The sequence below is a fragment of the Pseudomonas fungipugnans genome, from assembly GCF_029955235.1.
GTDB lineage: Bacteria > Pseudomonadota > Gammaproteobacteria > Pseudomonadales > Pseudomonadaceae > Aquipseudomonas > Aquipseudomonas fungipugnans.
On sequence record NZ_JARBWL010000001.1, the window covers coordinates 418,229 to 437,374 of the forward strand.

General features: G+C 59.6%; 15 protein-coding genes. 3 read left to right on the top strand and 12 right to left on the bottom strand.

The genetic code is table 11. The features are described from left to right. Positions 1 to 9 precede the first annotated feature (9 nt). Positions 10 to 1,095 carry a monodechloroaminopyrrolnitrin synthase PrnB gene (gene prnB / locus POF45_RS01955; protein WP_282314910.1) on the bottom strand — a complete coding sequence of 362 codons (1,086 nt, stop codon included), beginning with the start codon at positions 1,093 to 1,095 and terminating at the stop codon, positions 10 to 12. Next, positions 1,095 to 2,711: a tryptophan 7-halogenase PrnA gene (gene prnA, locus POF45_RS01960; RefSeq protein WP_282314911.1), complete on the bottom strand. Its 1,617-nt coding sequence runs from the start codon at positions 2,709 to 2,711 to the stop codon at positions 1,095 to 1,097. The genes prnB and prnA overlap by 1 nt, the downstream gene beginning before the upstream one ends. Positions 2,712 to 3,357: 646 nt before the next feature. On the opposite strand from prnA, the gene tpiA reads away from it, so the two are divergent. From tpiA to POF45_RS01975, 3 genes are read left to right on the top strand one after another with little or no spacing between them, the layout of a single operon-like run. Then, on the top strand, positions 3,358 to 4,212 hold the full coding sequence (gene tpiA / locus POF45_RS01965; RefSeq protein ID WP_282314912.1) for a triose-phosphate isomerase: 855 nt from the start codon (positions 3,358 to 3,360) through the stop codon (positions 4,210 to 4,212). Continuing rightward, positions 4,209 to 6,626 carry a phosphoketolase family protein gene (locus POF45_RS01970; protein WP_282314913.1) on the top strand — a complete coding sequence of 806 codons (2,418 nt, stop codon included), beginning with the start codon at positions 4,209 to 4,211 and terminating at the stop codon, positions 6,624 to 6,626. Before tpiA ends, POF45_RS01970 begins: the two co-directional genes overlap by 4 nt. Then, on the top strand, positions 6,623 to 7,666 hold the full coding sequence (locus POF45_RS01975; protein ID WP_282314914.1) for a class I fructose-bisphosphate aldolase: 1,044 nt from the start codon (positions 6,623 to 6,625) through the stop codon (positions 7,664 to 7,666). The genes POF45_RS01970 and POF45_RS01975 overlap by 4 nt, the downstream gene beginning before the upstream one ends. On the opposite strand, the gene POF45_RS01980 is transcribed toward POF45_RS01975, so the two are convergent. From POF45_RS01980 to POF45_RS02025, 10 genes are all read right to left on the bottom strand, one after another. Beyond that, the gene (locus POF45_RS01980; protein WP_259503031.1) at positions 7,656 to 8,372 is read right to left on the bottom strand and encodes an HAD family hydrolase; all 717 of its coding nucleotides are present in this window, start codon (positions 8,370 to 8,372) and stop codon (positions 7,656 to 7,658) included. The genes POF45_RS01975 and POF45_RS01980 overlap by 11 nt on opposite strands. Before the next feature lie 73 nt (positions 8,373 to 8,445). Next, positions 8,446 to 9,654, bottom strand: coding sequence for an acetate/propionate family kinase (locus POF45_RS01985; RefSeq protein ID WP_259503030.1), 1,209 nt, complete (start codon positions 9,652 to 9,654; stop codon positions 8,446 to 8,448). A gap of 195 nt (positions 9,655 to 9,849) precedes the next feature. Then, positions 9,850 to 10,488 (bottom strand): TetR/AcrR family transcriptional regulator, encoded by a 639-nt coding sequence (locus POF45_RS01990; RefSeq protein WP_259503029.1) that lies wholly within the window; start codon positions 10,486 to 10,488, stop codon positions 9,850 to 9,852. Positions 10,489 to 10,630: 142 nt separating this feature from the next. Further along, positions 10,631 to 11,323 (bottom strand): glutathione S-transferase family protein, encoded by a 693-nt coding sequence (locus POF45_RS01995; RefSeq protein ID WP_259503028.1) that lies wholly within the window; start codon positions 11,321 to 11,323, stop codon positions 10,631 to 10,633. Positions 11,324 to 11,376: 53 nt separating this feature from the next. Then, positions 11,377 to 13,641 carry an efflux RND transporter permease subunit gene (locus POF45_RS02000; RefSeq protein WP_282314915.1) on the bottom strand — a complete coding sequence of 755 codons (2,265 nt, stop codon included), beginning with the start codon at positions 13,639 to 13,641 and terminating at the stop codon, positions 11,377 to 11,379. A gap of 77 nt (positions 13,642 to 13,718) precedes the next feature. Then, the gene (locus POF45_RS02005) at positions 13,719 to 14,153 is read right to left on the bottom strand and encodes an MAPEG family protein (protein WP_259503026.1); all 435 of its coding nucleotides are present in this window, start codon (positions 14,151 to 14,153) and stop codon (positions 13,719 to 13,721) included. Positions 14,154 to 14,266: 113 nt separating this feature from the next. Then, on the bottom strand, positions 14,267 to 15,547 hold the full coding sequence (locus POF45_RS02010) for a cupin-like domain-containing protein (protein WP_282314916.1): 1,281 nt from the start codon (positions 15,545 to 15,547) through the stop codon (positions 14,267 to 14,269). Next, positions 15,459 to 16,703 carry an N-acyl amino acid synthase FeeM domain-containing protein gene (locus POF45_RS02015; RefSeq protein WP_259503024.1) on the bottom strand — a complete coding sequence of 415 codons (1,245 nt, stop codon included), beginning with the start codon at positions 16,701 to 16,703 and terminating at the stop codon, positions 15,459 to 15,461. The genes POF45_RS02010 and POF45_RS02015 overlap by 89 nt, the downstream gene beginning before the upstream one ends. Positions 16,704 to 16,778: 75 nt before the next feature. Beyond that, positions 16,779 to 18,065: a cation:proton antiporter gene (locus POF45_RS02020; protein WP_282314918.1), complete on the bottom strand. Its 1,287-nt coding sequence runs from the start codon at positions 18,063 to 18,065 to the stop codon at positions 16,779 to 16,781. Between the two features lie 177 nt (positions 18,066 to 18,242). Next, complete coding sequence (locus POF45_RS02025) at positions 18,243 to 19,124, bottom strand: dienelactone hydrolase family protein (RefSeq protein ID WP_282314919.1); 882 nt, start codon at positions 19,122 to 19,124, stop codon at positions 18,243 to 18,245. Positions 19,125 to 19,146: the final 22 nt, after the last annotated feature.

Below are 19,146 nucleotides of genomic sequence, written 5' to 3' on the forward strand. Positions count from 1 at the left end.
CCGTGCGCGTCAGGATTCGTCGAGCGCGGCGCGGATGCGGGACCGCGCGGCACACGTGAGCGTGAGTAGATCGCCGAGCATGCTGGGCGCGTACCCCCCGCTGCCGATTGCAGGGCCGCTTCGCCCGACTTCGTACGCCCGCTCCGCCAATTTAAGGTGAGGCGCCCGAAAGCGCAGCAGGACCTTGATGACCCGCTCGAGGGCTGCCAGCCCAGCCCGGACGGGCTCGCCCCGCGCCCCGAGCGCAAGCGCCTCGCCGAGCGCGCGGTCGACGAGCGCCGGCCCCCCAGTGAACCGAGCGTAGACCGCCCTGTACGCGGGAAGCACGTAGGGCAGGTACGTCTCTTTGAATTCTCGATAAGCTTGGTGGTCCGATTGCGAGCCCCACAGCACGTGCTCCAGCACGAACAGCGGCATTTCCACGGCACCGGGGCCGAGGTAGCTGTGGCCTGCGATTCGAATCGGTTCGTAGAAGGGGCGCAGCTCGTCGTAGAAGACCTGCATCGAGATGAAGCGGTAGGCGTAAACGACCGATTCAACCATTTTCTGCAGATAGGCTGTCAGCTCGTCGCACCCTTGCACGAACGCAGGCGACCGCAGGGGCACGTCGGACAGCTCGACGGTCACTGCGATGGCCGCTTCGAGGGCCGCCATCGAGATGCGCACGCTCTCGAGCAAGTGCGCTTCGTCGGGCAGTCCGGTGTAGCTGCGCTGCGCATCGGCGGTCGCGGGGTTCCAGACCGTCACATGCAAGAGTGTCTCGCGCGGCGGCAGGTCGGTCGCGCGCGCCAGTTGGAGCAGTACCGGCTCGAGCCCGGGCACCACGTCCGCTGGCTCGTGTCCGTGCCGCTTGAGCGACCCCAGGAAGAACCCGATGTCCCGCATCGCGGCGGCGGCTTCGACGAAGCCCCAGCCGGAGGGCACGCCGCGCACCGGGAGGAACTCGCACAGCAGGCCGACAATGCCAGGCACGTCCTTGTTACGGTTCAGGCCCGGCAGTTGCAGAACGAGCGAGCGCGCCTGCAGCGGGTCGCAGGCCGCCACGGCAGCGTGCGTGGCCGCGAATGCACCTACCCGGTCCAAGGTGCGTTCCACTACCGGATTTCCCGCGCCGCGAGCGTCGGCCCGTGCTGGTTGCGAGACAGCCCCGCGTCGCCGTCACGCAGCGACCGCAGGTAGTCGTAGTTCGTCGGCAGGCTCGTGCGCAGACGCTCGGTCTCGCGCCGAATGCTGGCGAACATCGCCTCGGCCTTCTCGATCGACTCCGGTCGGTGCTGCAGGAGCGGCAGCGACCGGTCGGGCAGCATGCCCAAGCCGGCAAAGATGCAGTAGTAGTTGCCGTTCAACCAGAAGTTCTTGAATTCGTAGTCGAAGGTTTCGTAGTACGTGGAATCGTCGAACGACGTGGTGGTCAGCGGCAGCCCCGCCTTGTAGCGCTCAACCTTCTCTTTGATGGCATCCGAGAGCCGCAGGTCGTGCCGGTTCGCGAGCCAGAACGGTGTGTCTTCGCGCGATGAGGTGAAATAGTGCGCCTGGACGAAATCTCGGCAGTCGTCGAACATGTAGACGATCTCGGCGTTGAATGCGTCGCTCAACCGCGGGTCGAACGAGGTGTCGGGGAAGTGCTTCACGAGCTGGTAAAGCGCCGCGTAGATGAAGTAGATCCCCGTCGATTCCAGAGGCTCCAGAAAGCACGACGACAGCCCGATCGAGACGCAGTTGTTGACCCACGCCCGCTTGTTGCGCCCGACCCGGAACTTGATCTGGTTGAGCGGCTGATTGTCCGAGAGGCCCCAGAGGTTGAGGAAGTCGGCGGTAGCCTGGTCACGCGAGGTGAACTTGCTCGAGAAGACGTAGCCGCTACCGAACCGGCCCAGCAACGGAATCTTCCAGGTCCAACCCGAGTTCATGGCGATCGCGGAGGTGTACGGCTCGATCCCCTCGCGCGCGTCGTCGTTGGGCACGGCGCTGGCGACCGCGCTGTCGCACAGCAGGTAGTCGGACATGTCGATGAAGGGCTCCTTCAGGGCCTGATTGATCAGGAGCCCCCGCATGCCGGAGCAGTCGATGAACAGGTCCGCCTCCAGCGTCCGTCCCTCCTTGGTGAGCAGGCTGGAGATGTAGCCGCGCTCGTTCAGGTGAACGTCCACGACCTCGTCGACCACGCGGTTCACCCCGCGTTCGACGGCCCAGCGCTTCAAGAAGTCGGCCACCAGGTGCGCGTCGAAGTGCCACGCGTGGGACATCTGGCGGGTGCCGTCGGGCAGGCACGGTGCCAGCTTAGCGTCGAGCGCCCCGGCCTGCGGGTAGCACGCGTACTCCATCGGCTGCTGGAAGCCCTGTTCGCGCTTGCGCAGCCAGTAGTGGGTAAGTGGGACGCCGTCGCAGTTCGGCACATTGCCGAACAAATGGTAGAAATGATCGTCGCGCGAGTGGTCGGGAGACTTTCTCCAATTCACGAACTTGATCGCGGCCTTGAACGCGCCGTTCACTTGGGGCATCCACTCCCGCTCCGGTATCCCGAGGAAGTCGAAGAACACCTTCTGCAAACTCGGGATGGTCGCCTCACCCACGCCGATCCGGGGGATCGCCGCAGACTCGATGAGCGTAATGTTCGCCTGCTGTTGGAGCGCCCGGACGAGGTACGAGGCGGCCATCCAGCCCGCAGTGCCGCCGCCCACGATGACGATATTCTTGATCGGCTTGTTCATGACACTTCCTTGTTTCAAGGCGGACTGCCTGTGACGAGGGGGCCGCCAGTCCGTGCAAGAGGCACATCAATGTGCTTGTGGGATTAGACTCTAGCCTGCGGGAAAAACGACGCAAATTCCTTTTCCGAATTAACATTCTCAAACGCAAAGACATTGGGTATAAAAGAAGGTTTTGTGTACGTTTTCTTGCGCCTGATCAGTCCGCCGCCAAGGATGGCCTGAAGTAGCCATGTATTGTTGGACTGACTTCATCCACTGCCGATTTTGAAAGAGGCGAGCCGTTCAAAAATGATCGGATCACTCGCTCGATGGCAGTGCTCCCCTGCCCCCCGGCTATGACCGCTCAGGCAGATCGCAGTCGCGCGCCAGCGAGGCTAACAGACCGACGGTAACCGCGCTGATCCCCTTTGGACCCAGGCCGATCAGGCAGATATGCCTCCTGATGCTCCCGCGGTTAAGTCTCGTGCGACGATTCCCGACTATGATCTCAGGCACTGTACGGATGCACGATCCATGTGTCTGTTCGCTAGCGCACGCAGTTCCGTCGGGCCAAGGTCATGGTTGCCCGGAGCCGGGAAATGGCACAGGAGAGCGACGATGCACTACGTCTGTTGGAGCGCTGATAGTTGGGCCGAGGTTCATTTCCATGGTGATGCCTGACCCAGCAGAAGGTATTCATGGTCCAAACGCCGATCCCGCTTCATTAATGAAGCACATGCGACCGCTGATCGCCGGCAACTGGAAGATGAACGGCATGGCGGCCCAGCTCGGTGAGATCGAAGCGGTGGCGGCTTCGGTGAAGGCAACGCTGCCCTTGGCCGACGTTCTGATCTGCCTGCCCGCAACGCTGATCACGCGTGCGGTGCAGGCGGCGGCTGGACGCATCGCGATCGGCGGCGAGGATTGCAGTGCCGAGATCTCCGGTCCGTTCACAGGCGACCTCAGCGCCGAGATGCTCAGGGATGCGGGCGCACGCGCCGTCATCGTCGGGCATTCGGAGCGGCGCCAGCATCACGGCGAGACCGACGCGATCGTGGCGGCGAAGGCCAATGCAGCGCGCCGCGCCGGTCTGCTGGCGATCATCTGCGTCGGTGAGACCAACGCGCAGCGGCTTGCTGGCAATGCCTTGTCCGTCTGCGGTGATCAGATCGCCGGGAGTGTGCCCGAAGGTATGGCGGCGGCCGACACCGTGATCGGCTATGAGCCACTCTGGGCCATCGGGTCCGGCCAGATACCCAGCGCCGTGCAGATCACCGAAATGCATGCGCACATCAGGGCGTGCCTGATCAAGCGTCTGGGGGCTGAAGGCAACCAGCTGCGCATCCTGTATGGCGGGTCAGTCACGGCATCCAATGCCCACTCAATCCTGGCGCTGCCGCAAGTCGGCGGTGTCCTCGTCGGCGGAGCCAGCCTGACAGCTGCGGATTTCCTTACGATTTGCCGCGCGGCCCCGGTGAAGTCTTCCCCTCCTCCCAATTCACCAAAGGAACAGAGACGATGAACGACGCACTCACGTCGACTGAAGACCGCGAAGTCGCAGAGCATCCTGCAGCCGGTGTTCCCACGTTGGACGCAGAAGAATTGTGGCGGATGAACGCTTACTGGCGAGCCGCCAATTACCTGTCGGTCGGGCAAATCTACCTGTACGACAACCCGCTGCTGCGCGAGCCACTGACAATGGCACACGTCAAGCCGCTCGTCGTCAGTCACTGGGGGACGACACCCGGACAGAACTTCATTTACGTCCATCTGAATCGGGTGATCAAGAACCATGATCTGGACATGATCTACATTGCCGGCCCCGGTCATGGCGGACCGGCAATCGTCGGTAACGTCTATCTCGAAGGCACCTGGAGCGAGGTCTATCCGAACGTTGGCCAGGATGAAGCCGGGCTGAAAAAGCTGTTCAAGCAGTTCTCGTTTCCGGGCGGCATTTCCAGTCATGTCGCGCCAACGACGCCGGGGTCGATCCACGAGGGCGGTGAGCTCGGCTACTCACTCAGCCATGCCTTCGGCGCCGCCTTCGACAACCCGCAACTGATCGTCGCCTGTGTGATCGGCGACGGCGAGGCCGAGACCGGCCCGTTGGCCACGGCGTGGCATTCCAACAAGTTTCTCGACCCGGTAACCGATGGTGCGGTGCTGCCGATCCTGCATCTCAATGGCTACAAGATCAGCAACCCGACGGTACTCGCGCGTATCGATCATGACGAACTGGAGCAGTACCTTCGCGGCTGCGGCTGGACGCCCTACTTTGTCGAAGGCGACGATCCGGCGACGATGCACGAACTGATGGCCACCGTGACAGACAAGGCCATCGCACAAATACGACACTTGCAGACGTGTGCCCGTGCCACCGACACGGCCACTCGGCCGCGCTGGCCGATGATCGTCCTCAGATCGCCCAAGGGCTGGACCGGGCCGAAAATCGTCGACGGGCTGCCCGTCGAGGGCACTTTCCGGTCGCATCAGGTGCCGCTGCTGGTCGATGCCAAACACCCCGAACACCTGGCGCAGCTTGAAAGCTGGATGAAGAGCTACAAGGCAGAGGAGCTGTTCGACGCCAACGGACGATTGATCGAGCAACTGGCCGAAATGGCACCCAAAGGCCTGCGACGCATGGGCGCCAACCCAAACGCCAACGGCGGCCTCTTGCTACGCGATCTGCACATGCCCGACTTCCGTCTGCATGCGGTTCACGTCCCCTCCCCCGGCGCCGTCTTCGCCCAGGACACCGTGGTGCTCGGTGAGTTTTTCAAGGACATCATCGAGCTGAACAAGAGCAACTTTCGCCTCTTCGGTCCGGATGAGACAGTGTCGAACCTGCTCGGCGCGGTCTTCGAGGCCACCGACCGCCAATGGGATGCGGCGACCGTTGCGAACGACGAGTTTCTCGCCCCGACTGGCCGGGTCCTCGATTCGATGCTCAGCGAGCACCAGTGTGAGGGCTGGCTGGAGGGCTACCTGCTGACCGGTCGACACGGGGTGTTCAACAGCTACGAGGCCTTCGTGCGCATCGTCGATTCGATGTTCAGCCAGCATGCCAAGTGGCTCAAGGTCACCAAGGAGCTGGCGTGGCGCCGGCCGATCGCCTCGCTGAACTATCTCCTCGCCTCGCACGTCTGGCAGCAGGACCATAATGGTTTCACCCACCAGGACCCGGGTTTCCTCGACCATGTGATCAACAAGAAGGCCGACATCGTTCGCGTCTACCTGCCGCCCGATGCGAACTGCCTGCTGTCGACCTTCGATCACTGCCTGCGCAGCCGAAATTACGTCAACGTCGTCGTCGCCGGCAAACATGCATTGCCGCAATGGTTGACCATGGATGAGGCGGTCGTGCACTGCACTCAGGGCGTGGGAATCTGGCAGTGGGCCAGCAACGACCAGGACAGCGAGCCGGACGTCGTGATGGCCTGCTGCGGCGACACGCCGACCCTGGAGATCCTGGCAGCCGTGTCCATCCTGCGCGAGCATTTGCCTGACCTGAAGATCCGGGTGATCAACGTCGTCGACCTGATGAAGCTGCAGTCCGCCAGCGAGCATCCCCATGGGCTGAGCGATGCGGACTACGACTCGCTGTTTACCAGGGACAAGCACATCATCTTCGGTTTCCATGGCTACCCTTGTCTGGTGCACCGGCTGACTTATCGTCGATTCAACCGCAACTTGCATGTGCGCGGCTACAAGGAAGAAGGGACGATTACCACGGCTTTCGACATACGGGTACAAAACGAACTGGACCGTTTTCATCTGGTACAGGCGGTCGTCAACCGGCTGCCTCATCTGGGCAGCAGGGGCGACTATCTGAAGCAAATGGTTCGGGACAAGCTGGTCGAGCACACGCTCTACATCGACGAACACGGCGAAGATCTGCCTGAAATTCGCAACTGGAAATGGGAGGCGCGCGCATGAACACTCAACAACTGGTCGACACGGCACAGCGGATGATGGCAGCCGGCAAGGGTCTGATCGCGATGGACGAAAGCACTCCGACCTGCGACGAACGCTTCGCGGCGCTCGGCATTGCGCAGACCGAAGCGGCGCGGCGCGCGTGGCGTGAGCTGATCATCACCACACCGGGCCTGGCCGACAACATCAGCGGCGCCATCCTCTACGACGAGACAATCCACCAGCGCAGTGCCGATGGTGTGCCGTTTGTGAAAATGCTGAGCGACGCCGGCATCGTGGTTGGAATCAAGGTCGACGCGGGGGCGAAGGCACTGGCCGGCCACAAAGGCGAGAAGGTCACCGAAGGGCTGGACGGTTTGCGCGAACGGTTGCAGGCCTATGCCGCCCTCGGTGCGCGCTTTGCCAAGTGGCGCGCCGTGATCTCGATCGGTGACGGGATTCCCGGCGCCGCGTGCATCGCGGCCAACGCCCATGCACTGGCGCGCTACGCGGCCCTTTGCCAGGAGGCCGGGATTGTGCCGATGGTCGAACCTGAAGTGCTGATGACGGGCGACCATACGCTGCAGCGTTGCGCCGACGTCAGCGCGCAGTTGCTGCACGAGGTGTTCGAGCAATTGCATGTCCAGGGCGTGTTGCTGGAAGGCATGGTGTTGAAGCCCAATATGCTGCTGCCGGGCCTGAGCTGCAGCCATCAGGACAGCGTCGACGAGGTGGCCGACGCCACCGTGACGGGCCTGCTGCGCGCCGTGCCTGCCGCGGTGGCGGGTGTCGCGTTCCTGTCAGGCGGTCAGAGCGCCGAGCTGGCGTCTGCACGGCTGAGCGCAATGAACCGGCGCTTCAAGACGCGACTGCCCTGGCCGTTGACGTTTTCCTACTCGCGCGCGATCCAGCAGCCGGCGCTCGAGATATGGCGTGGCGAGCCCGGCAACGTGGCCCAGGCCCAGCACGCGCTGCTGCACCGCGCCGCCTGCAACCGCGCTGCGCGGCTAGGGGATTATTCGGCCGCGATGGAGGGGCCGGCAAATCCCGTCATCACTCCATGACGGGCGAAAACAGCTGAGCGAGATCGAGCGTGGCCAGATCGCCGATGCACTCGATCGTGAAGTCGGCGGCCGGTTGGGCGGCGATAATCGCTGGGTCCAGCGCGTAATGTCCCTGGCGCACAAAGACAGTGGTCAACCGCTCCTGCCAGATCGACTTCATGGCCGTCAGTACCCCCAGCTTGTCGTCGACCATCACGTAGTGGCGAGCGGGATAATGGCGCTCCACGGCGTGCAGCATCTTTTCCTTGTGCACATAGATCAGCGCACGCCCCTGCACGGCACGCCACAGTCCCGAGCGCTGTAGCTTGCGCGGCTGCAACACGACGTCGCCATCGGACAGGATCACGGTCGGGCCGTAGTGGTCCAGATGGGTGATGACGTCCAGTGCACCGGCATAGAGTCGATCAGCAAACGGGTAGTCGATGAAGAAGGAAGACAGGGTCAACAGCCGCTGTTCGTCGGCACTGCCCTGTTCGATCTCAAGCCGGTAGTGCTGCAAGGCGCCCAGGTAGTCGACATAGTCGAGCTCCTTGCGCAACCGGTCGAAGATTGTCCAGTAATGCCGGGCCGGGACGTCACCCAGTTCGTGCTTCAGGTGCTCGTGGTAATCCGCGACGGTGCGGTCGCCGTCCAGCAGTGTGTTGTCGACGTCCAGCAGGAAGACCACGTCGGCCGGGCCGTTGGACGGAGTTTGAAGTTCGGGCATGGTTTACGCGACGCTCCTTTGCTGTCTTGAGAAAGGCTTCGAGGGGTGTATGCCACCCCACGTACCCACGGTTTCAGTCAACGTTGTGCAGCAGTCGCAAGGCATGTCGAGCCATGTTCAGGTTTTCGTCCGTCGGTATGACCCAGGCTGACACCGGGCTACCAGGCGTTGACAGGCGGCCGGACGATTCGCCGGTCTCGTTGTCGCTGCGCCGCACGCCCAACCATTGGCAACCGTCGAGAATGGCGCTGCGTACCTGGGCCGCGTGTTCGCCGATGCCGCCCGTAAACACCAGCGCATCCACCCCGCCCAATACCGCCGCGTACGATCCAATCAATCGCACGACGCTGCGTACGAACAAGGCAACGGCTTCCTGGGCTTCAGGTGTCGCGCTGGCCTGCAACTCATGCATGTCGCTGGAGAGGCCACCCGAAACACCCAATAGCCCGCACTCGTGATACAGCAGATGCTCCAGGGCCTGCACGCTCATGCCGCGCTCACCCATCAAGTAAAGCAAGAGGCCGGGGTCAAGATGGCCGGGCCGTGTGCCCATGAGTACGCCATCGAGTGTAGAAAAGCCCATGCTCGTCGCGCGACTGACGCCGTTGTGCATTGCGCACAGACTGGCACCGCTACCCAGATGGGCGACGATGGTTTTGCCCTCTGCCGCCCGTTTATCGTATCGGGGCAGAACACTGGCGATGTACTCGTAGGACAGGCCGTGAAAGCCATAGCGGCGCAGACCTTGTTCGGTCAGCGCCCTGGGCAATCCATAGGTCACTTCCAGCGTGTCGAGGGTGTGGTGGAACGCAGTATCGAAACACGCAAACTGCGGCAGACCCGGATGCTCACGCGCCAGATAGATGATCGGCGCCAGGCACGGGGCCTGATGAAGGGGGGCCATCGGTATCAGCGCTTGCATCTGAGCCATTACCGAATCGTCGACCCGCTGCGCGACATCGATACGGTCGCCCCCGTGAACCACTCGGTGGGCCGCCGCACAGATTTGCCAGCCGTAATGGCGCTCGATCCAGTCCATCAGATTGAACAACGTAACGCTGGGCGGCGAGGCATCGTTACGCGGCCATTGTTCTTCCCTTTGGGTTGGGACGCCCGTGGCTCGGAAGATCAGGTGCTCGGTGTCGTGATGCACAGTGAAGCTGCCATTGCCCAGGCATTTCGGTTCGAGTCCGGGATCACCATTGGCCTGGTAAAACGAAAACTTGATGCCCGAAGACCCTGCATTCAGGACCAGCAGCACATGGCGCGATTCGTCAGTCATGAAGCACCTCGCGAATGAATTCCGATCTCCAAACCGTTATACGCCTGGTAACAGTACGCTCGAACAAGCCAGTTGCCAGCGATTCGCCGATCGACTGTCATGTTCATGGCTTCGGATCAAAAGAACCGGCCCGGCCCGGCGTGCTGGTCACTCGACTGAGCAGTGCGCAAGATGCCGCGACGAAGAATCCTCTGATCAGCTACAACGGTAGAGATTCATGAACAACCCCACCACTTCGCGAACATGCTGTTCAGCCTCCTCCCCCACAAGCGGTGGGCAAATACCGATCAGCACGCGGAAATAGTCGTCTCCTTTGAGCAGACAGAAAAAACGCTCAGCCGCTTTTCCGGGATTTTCGACTCGAAGCCGGTCTGCATGCGTCGCCTGGATCAACAATTTGCTCATCTCGCGCACCATGTGTTGCGCTCCCGCCTCGTAGAACATCCGGGCGAGCCTGGGTTCCTGATTGGCCATTGCCACCACAATGCGTTGCAGTTCTACCGCTTCCTGACTGCTGATCAGTTCATAGTAATTGCGCCCGATCATGAGCAGCACGCTCTCGACACTGGCCTTTGGGCAAAACTCGAACAGTCGCTCAGGCAATTGCTCATCACATTTGGCCGTGATCGCCTCGGAGAACAGCGTTGCCTTGTCGCTGAAGTGATTATAGATAGTCAGCTTGGAAACCCCGGCCTCCGCGGCAATGGCATCCATGCTGCTGCCCTCATACCCCTTTCGCAAAAAAAGACACTTCGCCGCTTCGAGAACAGCTTTACGTTTGGCTTGATCCTTCGGGCGACCTGCCCTGTTTAACAAAACTGATTGCTGGGACATCTGGCACCACACACGGGTTGGTTGACGTTCTGATTGGCTAGCCACTCGACGTGCTTGCAAGTGAGCAGAACCAGCCTTGTTATTTTGATGTTCTGGTATGGCCCGCAACTCCCGGCATCGGCCAGGAGATCGTTTGCGGGCCTCAGGGGACAAACAGTGTCTGACCGGCGCGAGCATACGTTTCGGCAGATGCCGACTGGCGGCCAGCGCCAAAGACGTCACTGATATCGAAAGGAACCCGGACCCCGCGCTGTGCGGCAGGTCGCTGCTCGATTGCCGCCAGCCACCGTTGCAAATGAGGCAGGTCAAGGATCTCGACACCCGACCACTCATGGCTCCTCGCCCAGCACCAGTTGGCGATGTCGGCAATGCTGTAATCGCCAGCCAGATACTCTTGCGTCGCCAGTCGCCGGTCGAGGACCGTTAACAAGCGTTTGGCTTCATTCTGATAACGGCTAATGACGCTGGGGATTTTTTCCGCAAAGTAACGATGGAACACGTTGGCCTGCCCCATCATCGGTCCCACCCCACCCATTTGAAACATGAGCCACTGCATCACCACCGATCGACGCTTGTGGTCGCGGGGCAGCAAGACGTCATGTTTTTCTGCCAGATAGATCAGGATGGCACCCGACTCGAACACACAGAAATCATCCTCATCGCGGTCGACAATGACGGGGATGCGCCCATTCGGGTTCAACGCCGTAAAGGCTTCCGTGTGCTGTTCTCTCGCCATCAGGTCAACCGTCCTGACCTGATAAGGCACGGCGAGTTCTTCCAGCATGACGGAGGCCTTCCAGCCGTTGGGAGTCGCATAGGTATACAAATCGATCATTGGTTCATCCTTGAACAGGTGTTCATCCAGGCATGGCGTTGTGGTCGGGCCTTTCAGGTGCCCAACACGGGATTGGCCTCGGTACTTGGCCGCTCACTGTCAGTAAAGTGATAGATCAGGTAGGGAATGGCGACCGCGTTGCAGAACACCGAGATCAGTATTGCCAAGGCACAAAAAGCGCCAAACAGTCGGGTGAAATAGGACTCACCCAGGACCAGCACCAGGAAGCCTGCGCAAAGTACCAGACCTCCCGTCAACAACGCCTCCCCGGTATCCTCGAAAATTGCCTTGACCCGCTGCGCAGTCGATGCGCCGTCTGCGAAGTGCTTGGCGTGATAGAAGCAATGCAACGAGGCGTCCACGACCAGGCCAAAGATGATGCAGGCGATCATCGAAGTACCGATATTGATCGATAACCCCAGGGCGCCCATCAAGCCAAAGACCGCCACCAACGGCAATGTGTTTGCAACGACGGCGATGGCCGATATCCGCCATGAACGGGTCAACATCACGAATGCCACGAACATCGAAACAACCGCAAAGCCGATTCCCCACAACATGCCTTCGAGCAGTTTCTGCACCATCACGGCCTGGATCACCGAATAGGACGTCAGGCTGAAGGTGAAAGCACTTGAGGAACGCGCGGCGGCATACCCCTTCACCGCCTCAATGACCTGCTGCATTTCAGCATAAGGCAATTGCTGGAGGCGAATGCGAACGCGGGTCGTCTGGTTGTCGTAGTCCAGGAAACTTTTCAACTCGTGGTCGGGCCCGGCAAGCGAATAGGTGAACACATACTGCTCGGCCGCCTCCCGGTTACCCGGCAGACGGTAGTAACGCGCGTCGCCACCGTTCATCTCGCGATGAATGTCTTTGATGAAGTCGACAACGGACAGGCTCTTGTCCACGCCATTGAGCTTCGCGACGAACGCTTGCAAGGCGGCAATTTCTTCCAGGGCGGCCGGCTCCAGCACACCGCCCTTCTGTGCCGTTCTCAGGCTGACTTCCAGACTGGCAACGCCGCCCAGTTGTTGTTCGATGAAATCTGTCGACACCCTGACCGGGGCCAGCTTGTCGATAAAGTTCAGGAACGAGGCTTCCACATGCAACCGCCCGATCGGAATCACTGCCGCCAGCACCGCCAATGCGGTCAGCACCGGCAAGAGACGACGGGACCGGTAAAACGGTTCCAGCCGTTTGACCCAGTTTGCATAATGATAAGTAGGCGCCTTGCGCGCCCGCCTGACGGGCATGCACTCAAGGAGGCTCGGCATCACCATCAGCGAGATGACATAAGCGCCAATGGCTGCCAGCGACGCGATCACGCCGAATTCTCTGATGGGCGCTACCTCGCTGATCGCGAGGGTCAGAAAGCCGATGGCCGTGGTGAATGAAGTCAGAAAACAGGGTATGAGGTTAACCGTCAGGGTGCGCTGGAGGGCCTCGACTTTTGTCATTGCGCTGCTCAGGGACTGACGGTAAGTGTCGAGGATATGCAGGCAGTCGAGGACCGCGATACACATCAGCACCGAGGGTAATCCGACCGTCACCGCGTTCACCGCAATAGACAGTGTCCCCATGGCACCGAGCAACAGCAGCGTGCATAACGTCACGATCGCAAGCACCACAAACACGTCGCCAAGGTTGCGCAACAGCACCAGCAACAAGACAAACAGCACCAGCGAGGTCAGCGGGATGAACGTTTTCAGGTCCGACCACATATCGCTGGTCACCTGGTGTTCAACCACCGGCTCACCGGCGACATAGAACCGGGAAAAACCGGCCGCGTGCATCTGTTCGCGAATGACGGGCAGGATTCGCTCGAACCTGGCGTTATCACCGCCTGTGCGAGCCTCAACAAGAATGGCTGCGACCTGACCGTCCAGAGAAATCAGGTCACGCTGATACAGCGAGTTGTTGCGCAGCTTGTCGATAATCCGCTGCGGATCATAGAGGGCCGGCTGCTCCAAGGCGTCCGCAGCGGGCAATATGTCAATCGACTGGTCCTGGCCATAAATGATGTTGACCGTCGCAATACTGGTCGCTCGTGCGACATCGGGTAAACGCTCGATGTTCTCGCTGGCTGCCTTTAACTGCGCCAACACCTGCGCGTTGAACACCGTCTGAGGCGGCAAGGCAACCACCACCATGCGGTCATCACCGAAGACCTCCTTGAAACTGTCATAGCGTTGACGTTCAACATCCCCCTGGGGCAGAAAGGACTCGACCGACGCATCGAAGCGCGTCTGGAGTACACCGGGAGAAATGGCGAAAATAGCAAGGATCGCCACCAACGCATTGGCTTTGCGCCACTTCACCAGAAAGCGAATCAATAAAGCTGTGTACACAACGTCACCCCACTTGTCAGCGCAGCCTGGTCACAATTGATCGACGACTAGACAGTCCGCTCGGCCAGTGTTGAAAGGATGATCCCGGCCATACCGAAGAGGCACGCGATACCCACGGCGTAAGAGAGCGTACGCCACGGCTGCCAACGTGCCAGGTAAGTCACGGTGTGCACCACGCGGGCACCGGTAAATACGGAGAACAACCAGATGGAGGGTTCTGCGGGAGCATCGACCATGACATAGAGCGCGCCCAGCGCAAAAAACAACGGGATATTCTCCAGGTCATTCATCCATGCCTGCGCCGCACGCGAGACCTGGGGCAGTTCCTGGTCACTGGCAGGACGACCGACAAACCTGGCATCCTCGGCATTCTTGAAGGTCAGGCGACCAATGCGATAGACCCCTTGATAACAGGAGATTGCAAACATCTTCACAAACAACACCAGCACACACAGCGCATAGCTATACAAAACGGTGTTCATCTTCGCTCCTTAAGAAAATGGGTTGATGCCTTCCATGTCCCCAGCGGTCCCGGCCGACAAAAAGCCACCGGGACCTGGTACACCAGGGCCTACTAAAACATCATTTGCCCGGCTTAGCGCGATACGCGCCTGACGAATTCCTCGGTATCGAATTCAAAAGCCAGCTTGGCACCGGTGGCCTTGTCCGATCCCCAGCCGTCCTTGAGCACCGTCATCACGGTTTGCCGGAACCGCGGCGACGTAATCCACATCAGGGAAAACATCTTGTTGCCCATCACCAACTTGTTGATCGCTCGTGAGGCAATGGCGATCGAAGGCACCGGTGTTTCAACGCAATGCCACCACCAGTGCGGCGAAAACAGCACGTCGCCCGCCTCCAGCGTAGTCGTGTATTTTGGAATGTAGCGATACAACGGGTAGCCGTCAGCCTCGATCTCATCGTGACTTTTTCGCCAGTCCAACATGGTCGCCGCATAGAACATATCCTTGCGGGTAATGGGGTGCATCCACATGGAGTGTTTGGGGTGAACGAACGTCCACTTCTTCACGCCATTGACCATCGTGAACAGGTTGGGACCGCCGGTGCAGTGCCAACCGGAAATAACGCCACCTGCTGAAAGAAACAGCTGGGTGGACATGATGCGTTTGTCTCGGGTGCTCAGGTACTTGCCCAGAGTATCAAGGTCCAGTTCATTTCTGAGTTCCGGGTGTTTATTGAAAAGGTCCTCAGTGTGCCCCGGGTAATAGGAACCACCGTTCCTGATGTTTTCCACGACTTCCGACAACGGCAGATCGATGTACTGCAGGGCCTTTTCGTTGAGTTCAGTCCCCCGTACCCGAGTCGCTACCTTGACGTCTCCATAATGTTCTGCAAAGAATTCCGGGGTCCATTTCTTGACCGCTTCCCAGTCCTTTGCGGCCCCGCGAAATACCACCGGCGTGTTGGGCTCCAGATAGATCTTGTGGAAGTTCTCCGGTGTCAGATCCTTCATCGAGACTTCAGGCACGGGCAAGGTTGGCGCGTCGCCATATTCCCTGGATTGAGCGAGTACGCGTGCCTCGATGCTTTTGGTCCGTTCGACGCATTTTGGTGTTCCATAAGGACCATGGTCCTTGCGCCCGACAAAGTAATACCGGCGCAAAAAATCGGCCCAATACTGCATTCTGGTCACACGGCCAATCTGTGGGTCGTGGCTCAGGTCAATCGTGGGGAAGTCAAACGCCGAACTGCCGTTAACCGCTTTTATTACCCTATCCATACGTATCTCCCTATTGGCTTGCTGATGTTGACGCTTGTCGTGAAGCTCAAAGTTCCAGCGGCGCAGTCGTTGCGCCGACGCCCCCGAATATTCTTTCCAGTGCGTCTGCCGACCACTCCGTTTGGCCGATTTCATTCAGTGTTGAAATCGGTGTACCAAAGAGAAACTCTCGAACGTGTGGACGTAGATTCAGCGCCAGCAAGTCAATCCGCATCGCCACGGCCGGGGTGTTGTACTTGCTGTAATAGCGAACTTCTGAAATGGCATTAACGCCCATGAATCGATACAGCGCCTGATGCTTGGGCGGAATGGCAAATACGATGTCCGTGTAGTTTTTTGCGAACTTTGCATGTTGCAATGCGATACGAAACAACGAGTACACCGTGACCATTTTGTCTGGGTCATGCACGGTGTAGGCGATGGCCCCGAAGAATGCCGGGTTGACGGCCAGCATGCCGAACTCGGCCAGGCGCCGCCCTTCCTTGCGCAACGGTGCCAGGCAATCTTCGAACACCGCATCCATGGGTAACTGGTCGACAGAGTCGGCAATAGAGGTGACTGTCATCGCAACCTCGCCCAGCACTTTGCCGACAAAGGTCACGGTCTCCGGGTTGAGTAGAAATTCGTTGGTAAACAACCCGTTATCGGCGGGCTCCGCCAACCCCTTGCGAAAATAGGCGTCATACACCAGTCGGTAGGCAGCCTCTCGATCATCAACGGCCCTGGCGTTGCCGAAGCAGACGCTGGACGACTGGGAGTGATGGCCCAGCGACCTGACCAGTTGACCACCCGGTTGGCGGTTTTCTTGCGCCATCGCCCGATCGACACGCAATCGCTGACACAGGTTTCTGATATCTCGTGACCAGGCATTTCTTGCACCGCCGCAAGCGGGCTGACAGAGAACAAACCACTCCCCTGGCGTCTGCTCAGGTTCGACATAAGTAATGACGACCTGAAATGAAAGCTCTCGTCCGGCCACATCATCCTGAATACTGACTTCGTACCGGGTATCCACGACCAGGCACGTATCGGCCCGCAAGATCAGTCGTTCTTCCGTCAATTCAATGACCCGCGCAATACTCTCGACAGCATGAAGCCCGCCCGTTATGCGCCCATACATCGGCATAACGGGAGCATCCATAAGGGTGCACTGCTGTACCGATAAATGCTCCTCGCCAACACATCGACTGTCTACGTCTGCACTCAACAAAGGCATTATTAGTGTCATATCCTTTATCCCTCGCTCTTCAGATCCATCTTGACTAATGCGTTCTGAAACAAGATTGATCACGGTTATCGCCAATTGGCTGTTAGTACCACCCTCTCCTTCTTCAACCCCCTGATAGTGAGTGCGCTGATCAATAGGTCAGACACTGTCCATCAATGGGCGCTTTTTCGATTCTTTGTGAGCTGAACGCAGGACGATGTTCGTTGCACTCGGCGCAGCCTTGCTGAGCGGTATCAGTCGAACCACCGGCAAGGTGATAACGGTTGCCACCAACGCGACGACCATCAGGATGGCGTAGAGCTGCGCAGAGATGACCCCGATCTCCAGTCCCACCGTCAACAAGATGATCTCCATCACTCCCTTGGTATTCATCAGCGTTGCGACCACCAAGGCGTCGGACTTCGAAAGACCGGTGACCCTGGCAGAGAGATAAGACATGCCTACTTTTCCCGCCCCGCCCACCAGGAAAAATACGCCGGCCCACATCAGCAGTTCTGGCCAATCGGCTGCATTGATTGCCACGTTCATAGCCGCGGTGCCAAAAAATAACGGCGTAAAGAACTGGCTCACTAAAGCGTGCGGGCCTTTTTCCCAGAACTCCCGCAGAACGCTGTGCTTGCGAAAGGCCAGGCCGGCGATAAAGGCTCCGATGGTGACGTGCGCGTTGGCCAGATCGGTGACGACGCAGAAGGCAAACAGAACGATCAGCGCCGCAACAAGCACCTTTGTCGAATCAGCCCCTGGCTTTGCAGACGCGGCTGACGAATAGCGGCGGCTGATCATGAATTCGGCCACGATCACCAGTACCACGAGGGTGACACTGGAGAAAAAGATACCCTTGAGCCCACCGCTGGACAGTGAAACCAACACCACCGACAGGGCAAACCAGGCAAGAATGTCGGTGACCACCGCGGCGTTCAGAACCAATGGGGCCAGGCGATGGTGCAAAAAACGCCTGTCGTCGAGGATGGCGGCCAGCACCGGCACGGCAGTGGCCGCCATCGCCACTCCAAAGAACAGCATGTATGGCCCTCGGTCCGTGCCTGCGGCGAAGGTGCCGTGAGTGAAATAGCCCAGCAGCATGCCTGCCAGTCCGGCGCCCAGGAAACCGGCGACCGCAATGGCGACGACACCGCGACCGTTTACTGCACCCGTCGCTTTTTCGCTTTTGCCCACCTCCAGGCCCAGGCCGAACATGATGAACACCAGTCCGATTTTGCTGAGTGCCATCAGGCCCACGACGTTGGAAAACAGATACGTCCGGAGCTCGGGATGGTATTGGCCCAATACCATCGGGCCGGCAATCACACCGGCCAGCAGATGGCCGATAACCGCAGGTTGGCCACACCAGTACGCTACCCGTCCCAGGGCATGAGCCACGCACAGTATCAAGAGCAACTGTATGAATATGATTCCCGAATTCATCTGATTCATCCTTGCGCGAGTAGTTGAAGCCTGTCCGTTTGCCACAGCATGGAAGGGAGCGGCCCCGCCCCCTTATTGACGGACGCTGTCAAACGTCGTCTCACTGCGGTCCTGCCTACACTTGAAATAACGTCCGTATATCCAAAACACTGACACACCCAAAACCGATACTTTTGCCTAGGCTTTTGCAAGCTGGCGTTTCAAGAATTCGATTACCCGCTGTTCTGCCAACCGGGTCGGGTGGTTCTCTTCGTCGCAGTAACTGACCCCGAGCACGGAGTGCGCCCAGCGGCTGATTCCATGGGCGTTGCTCGACGATGAATCGATTTCAAATGAATCGAACCGGCTGCCGAACTCCTCTCGCAACCGTTCGAATCGTGCATTCGGAACCGCCGGGTCCCCGGTGAAGCGCAAGCCCAGTACCGGTATGTTCTCGACAGCCGAGCGCTCCTTGACCGCCTGGAGTGTTTGCTCATCAATCCCCAGGGCACGTCCCTGCCCCGCCGACAACGCGAACGGCAGCGAAGGGTTTGCCAGGACAGGGGCAATGACCGAGGCATCCGCCATCATGGCCAAGCCAAAACCACCCGTCAGGCACATCCCGACGACCCCGACCCCTTCCCCACCACAAGCAGCATGCGCATGACGGGCAAGTGCACGCAGCCAGTCAGTAATCGGGCTGGTCTTGCGCCCTGCCAATACCCGAAACTCTCTGGAGATGCAGACTTTTCCCATGCATACCGCCACCGACACAGGTGTCACAGCCACCCCGGGCGAGCCGAAAAGCACGGGCATCCAGACACTCAAACCCGCGCTCGCCAGTTGCCTTGCCAAACGTACGACCCCCTCATGAAGCCCAGGGACTTCATGCATCAGAATGACGCCCGGCCCCTCACCTCGGCGATACACCACACGCTTGACGTCGGCGTGGGAAAACTCGAACTCGGTGAACCCGTCAAACAAGGCGTCCCGCGCAGAATCGTTGTTCATTTGAATACCCACAAAACAATAAACCGGGCAAAAAACCGCCAGCGGCAGACGTGCCTCACGCCAGGCCACTCGAGGCGCTCACCCTGTGCAC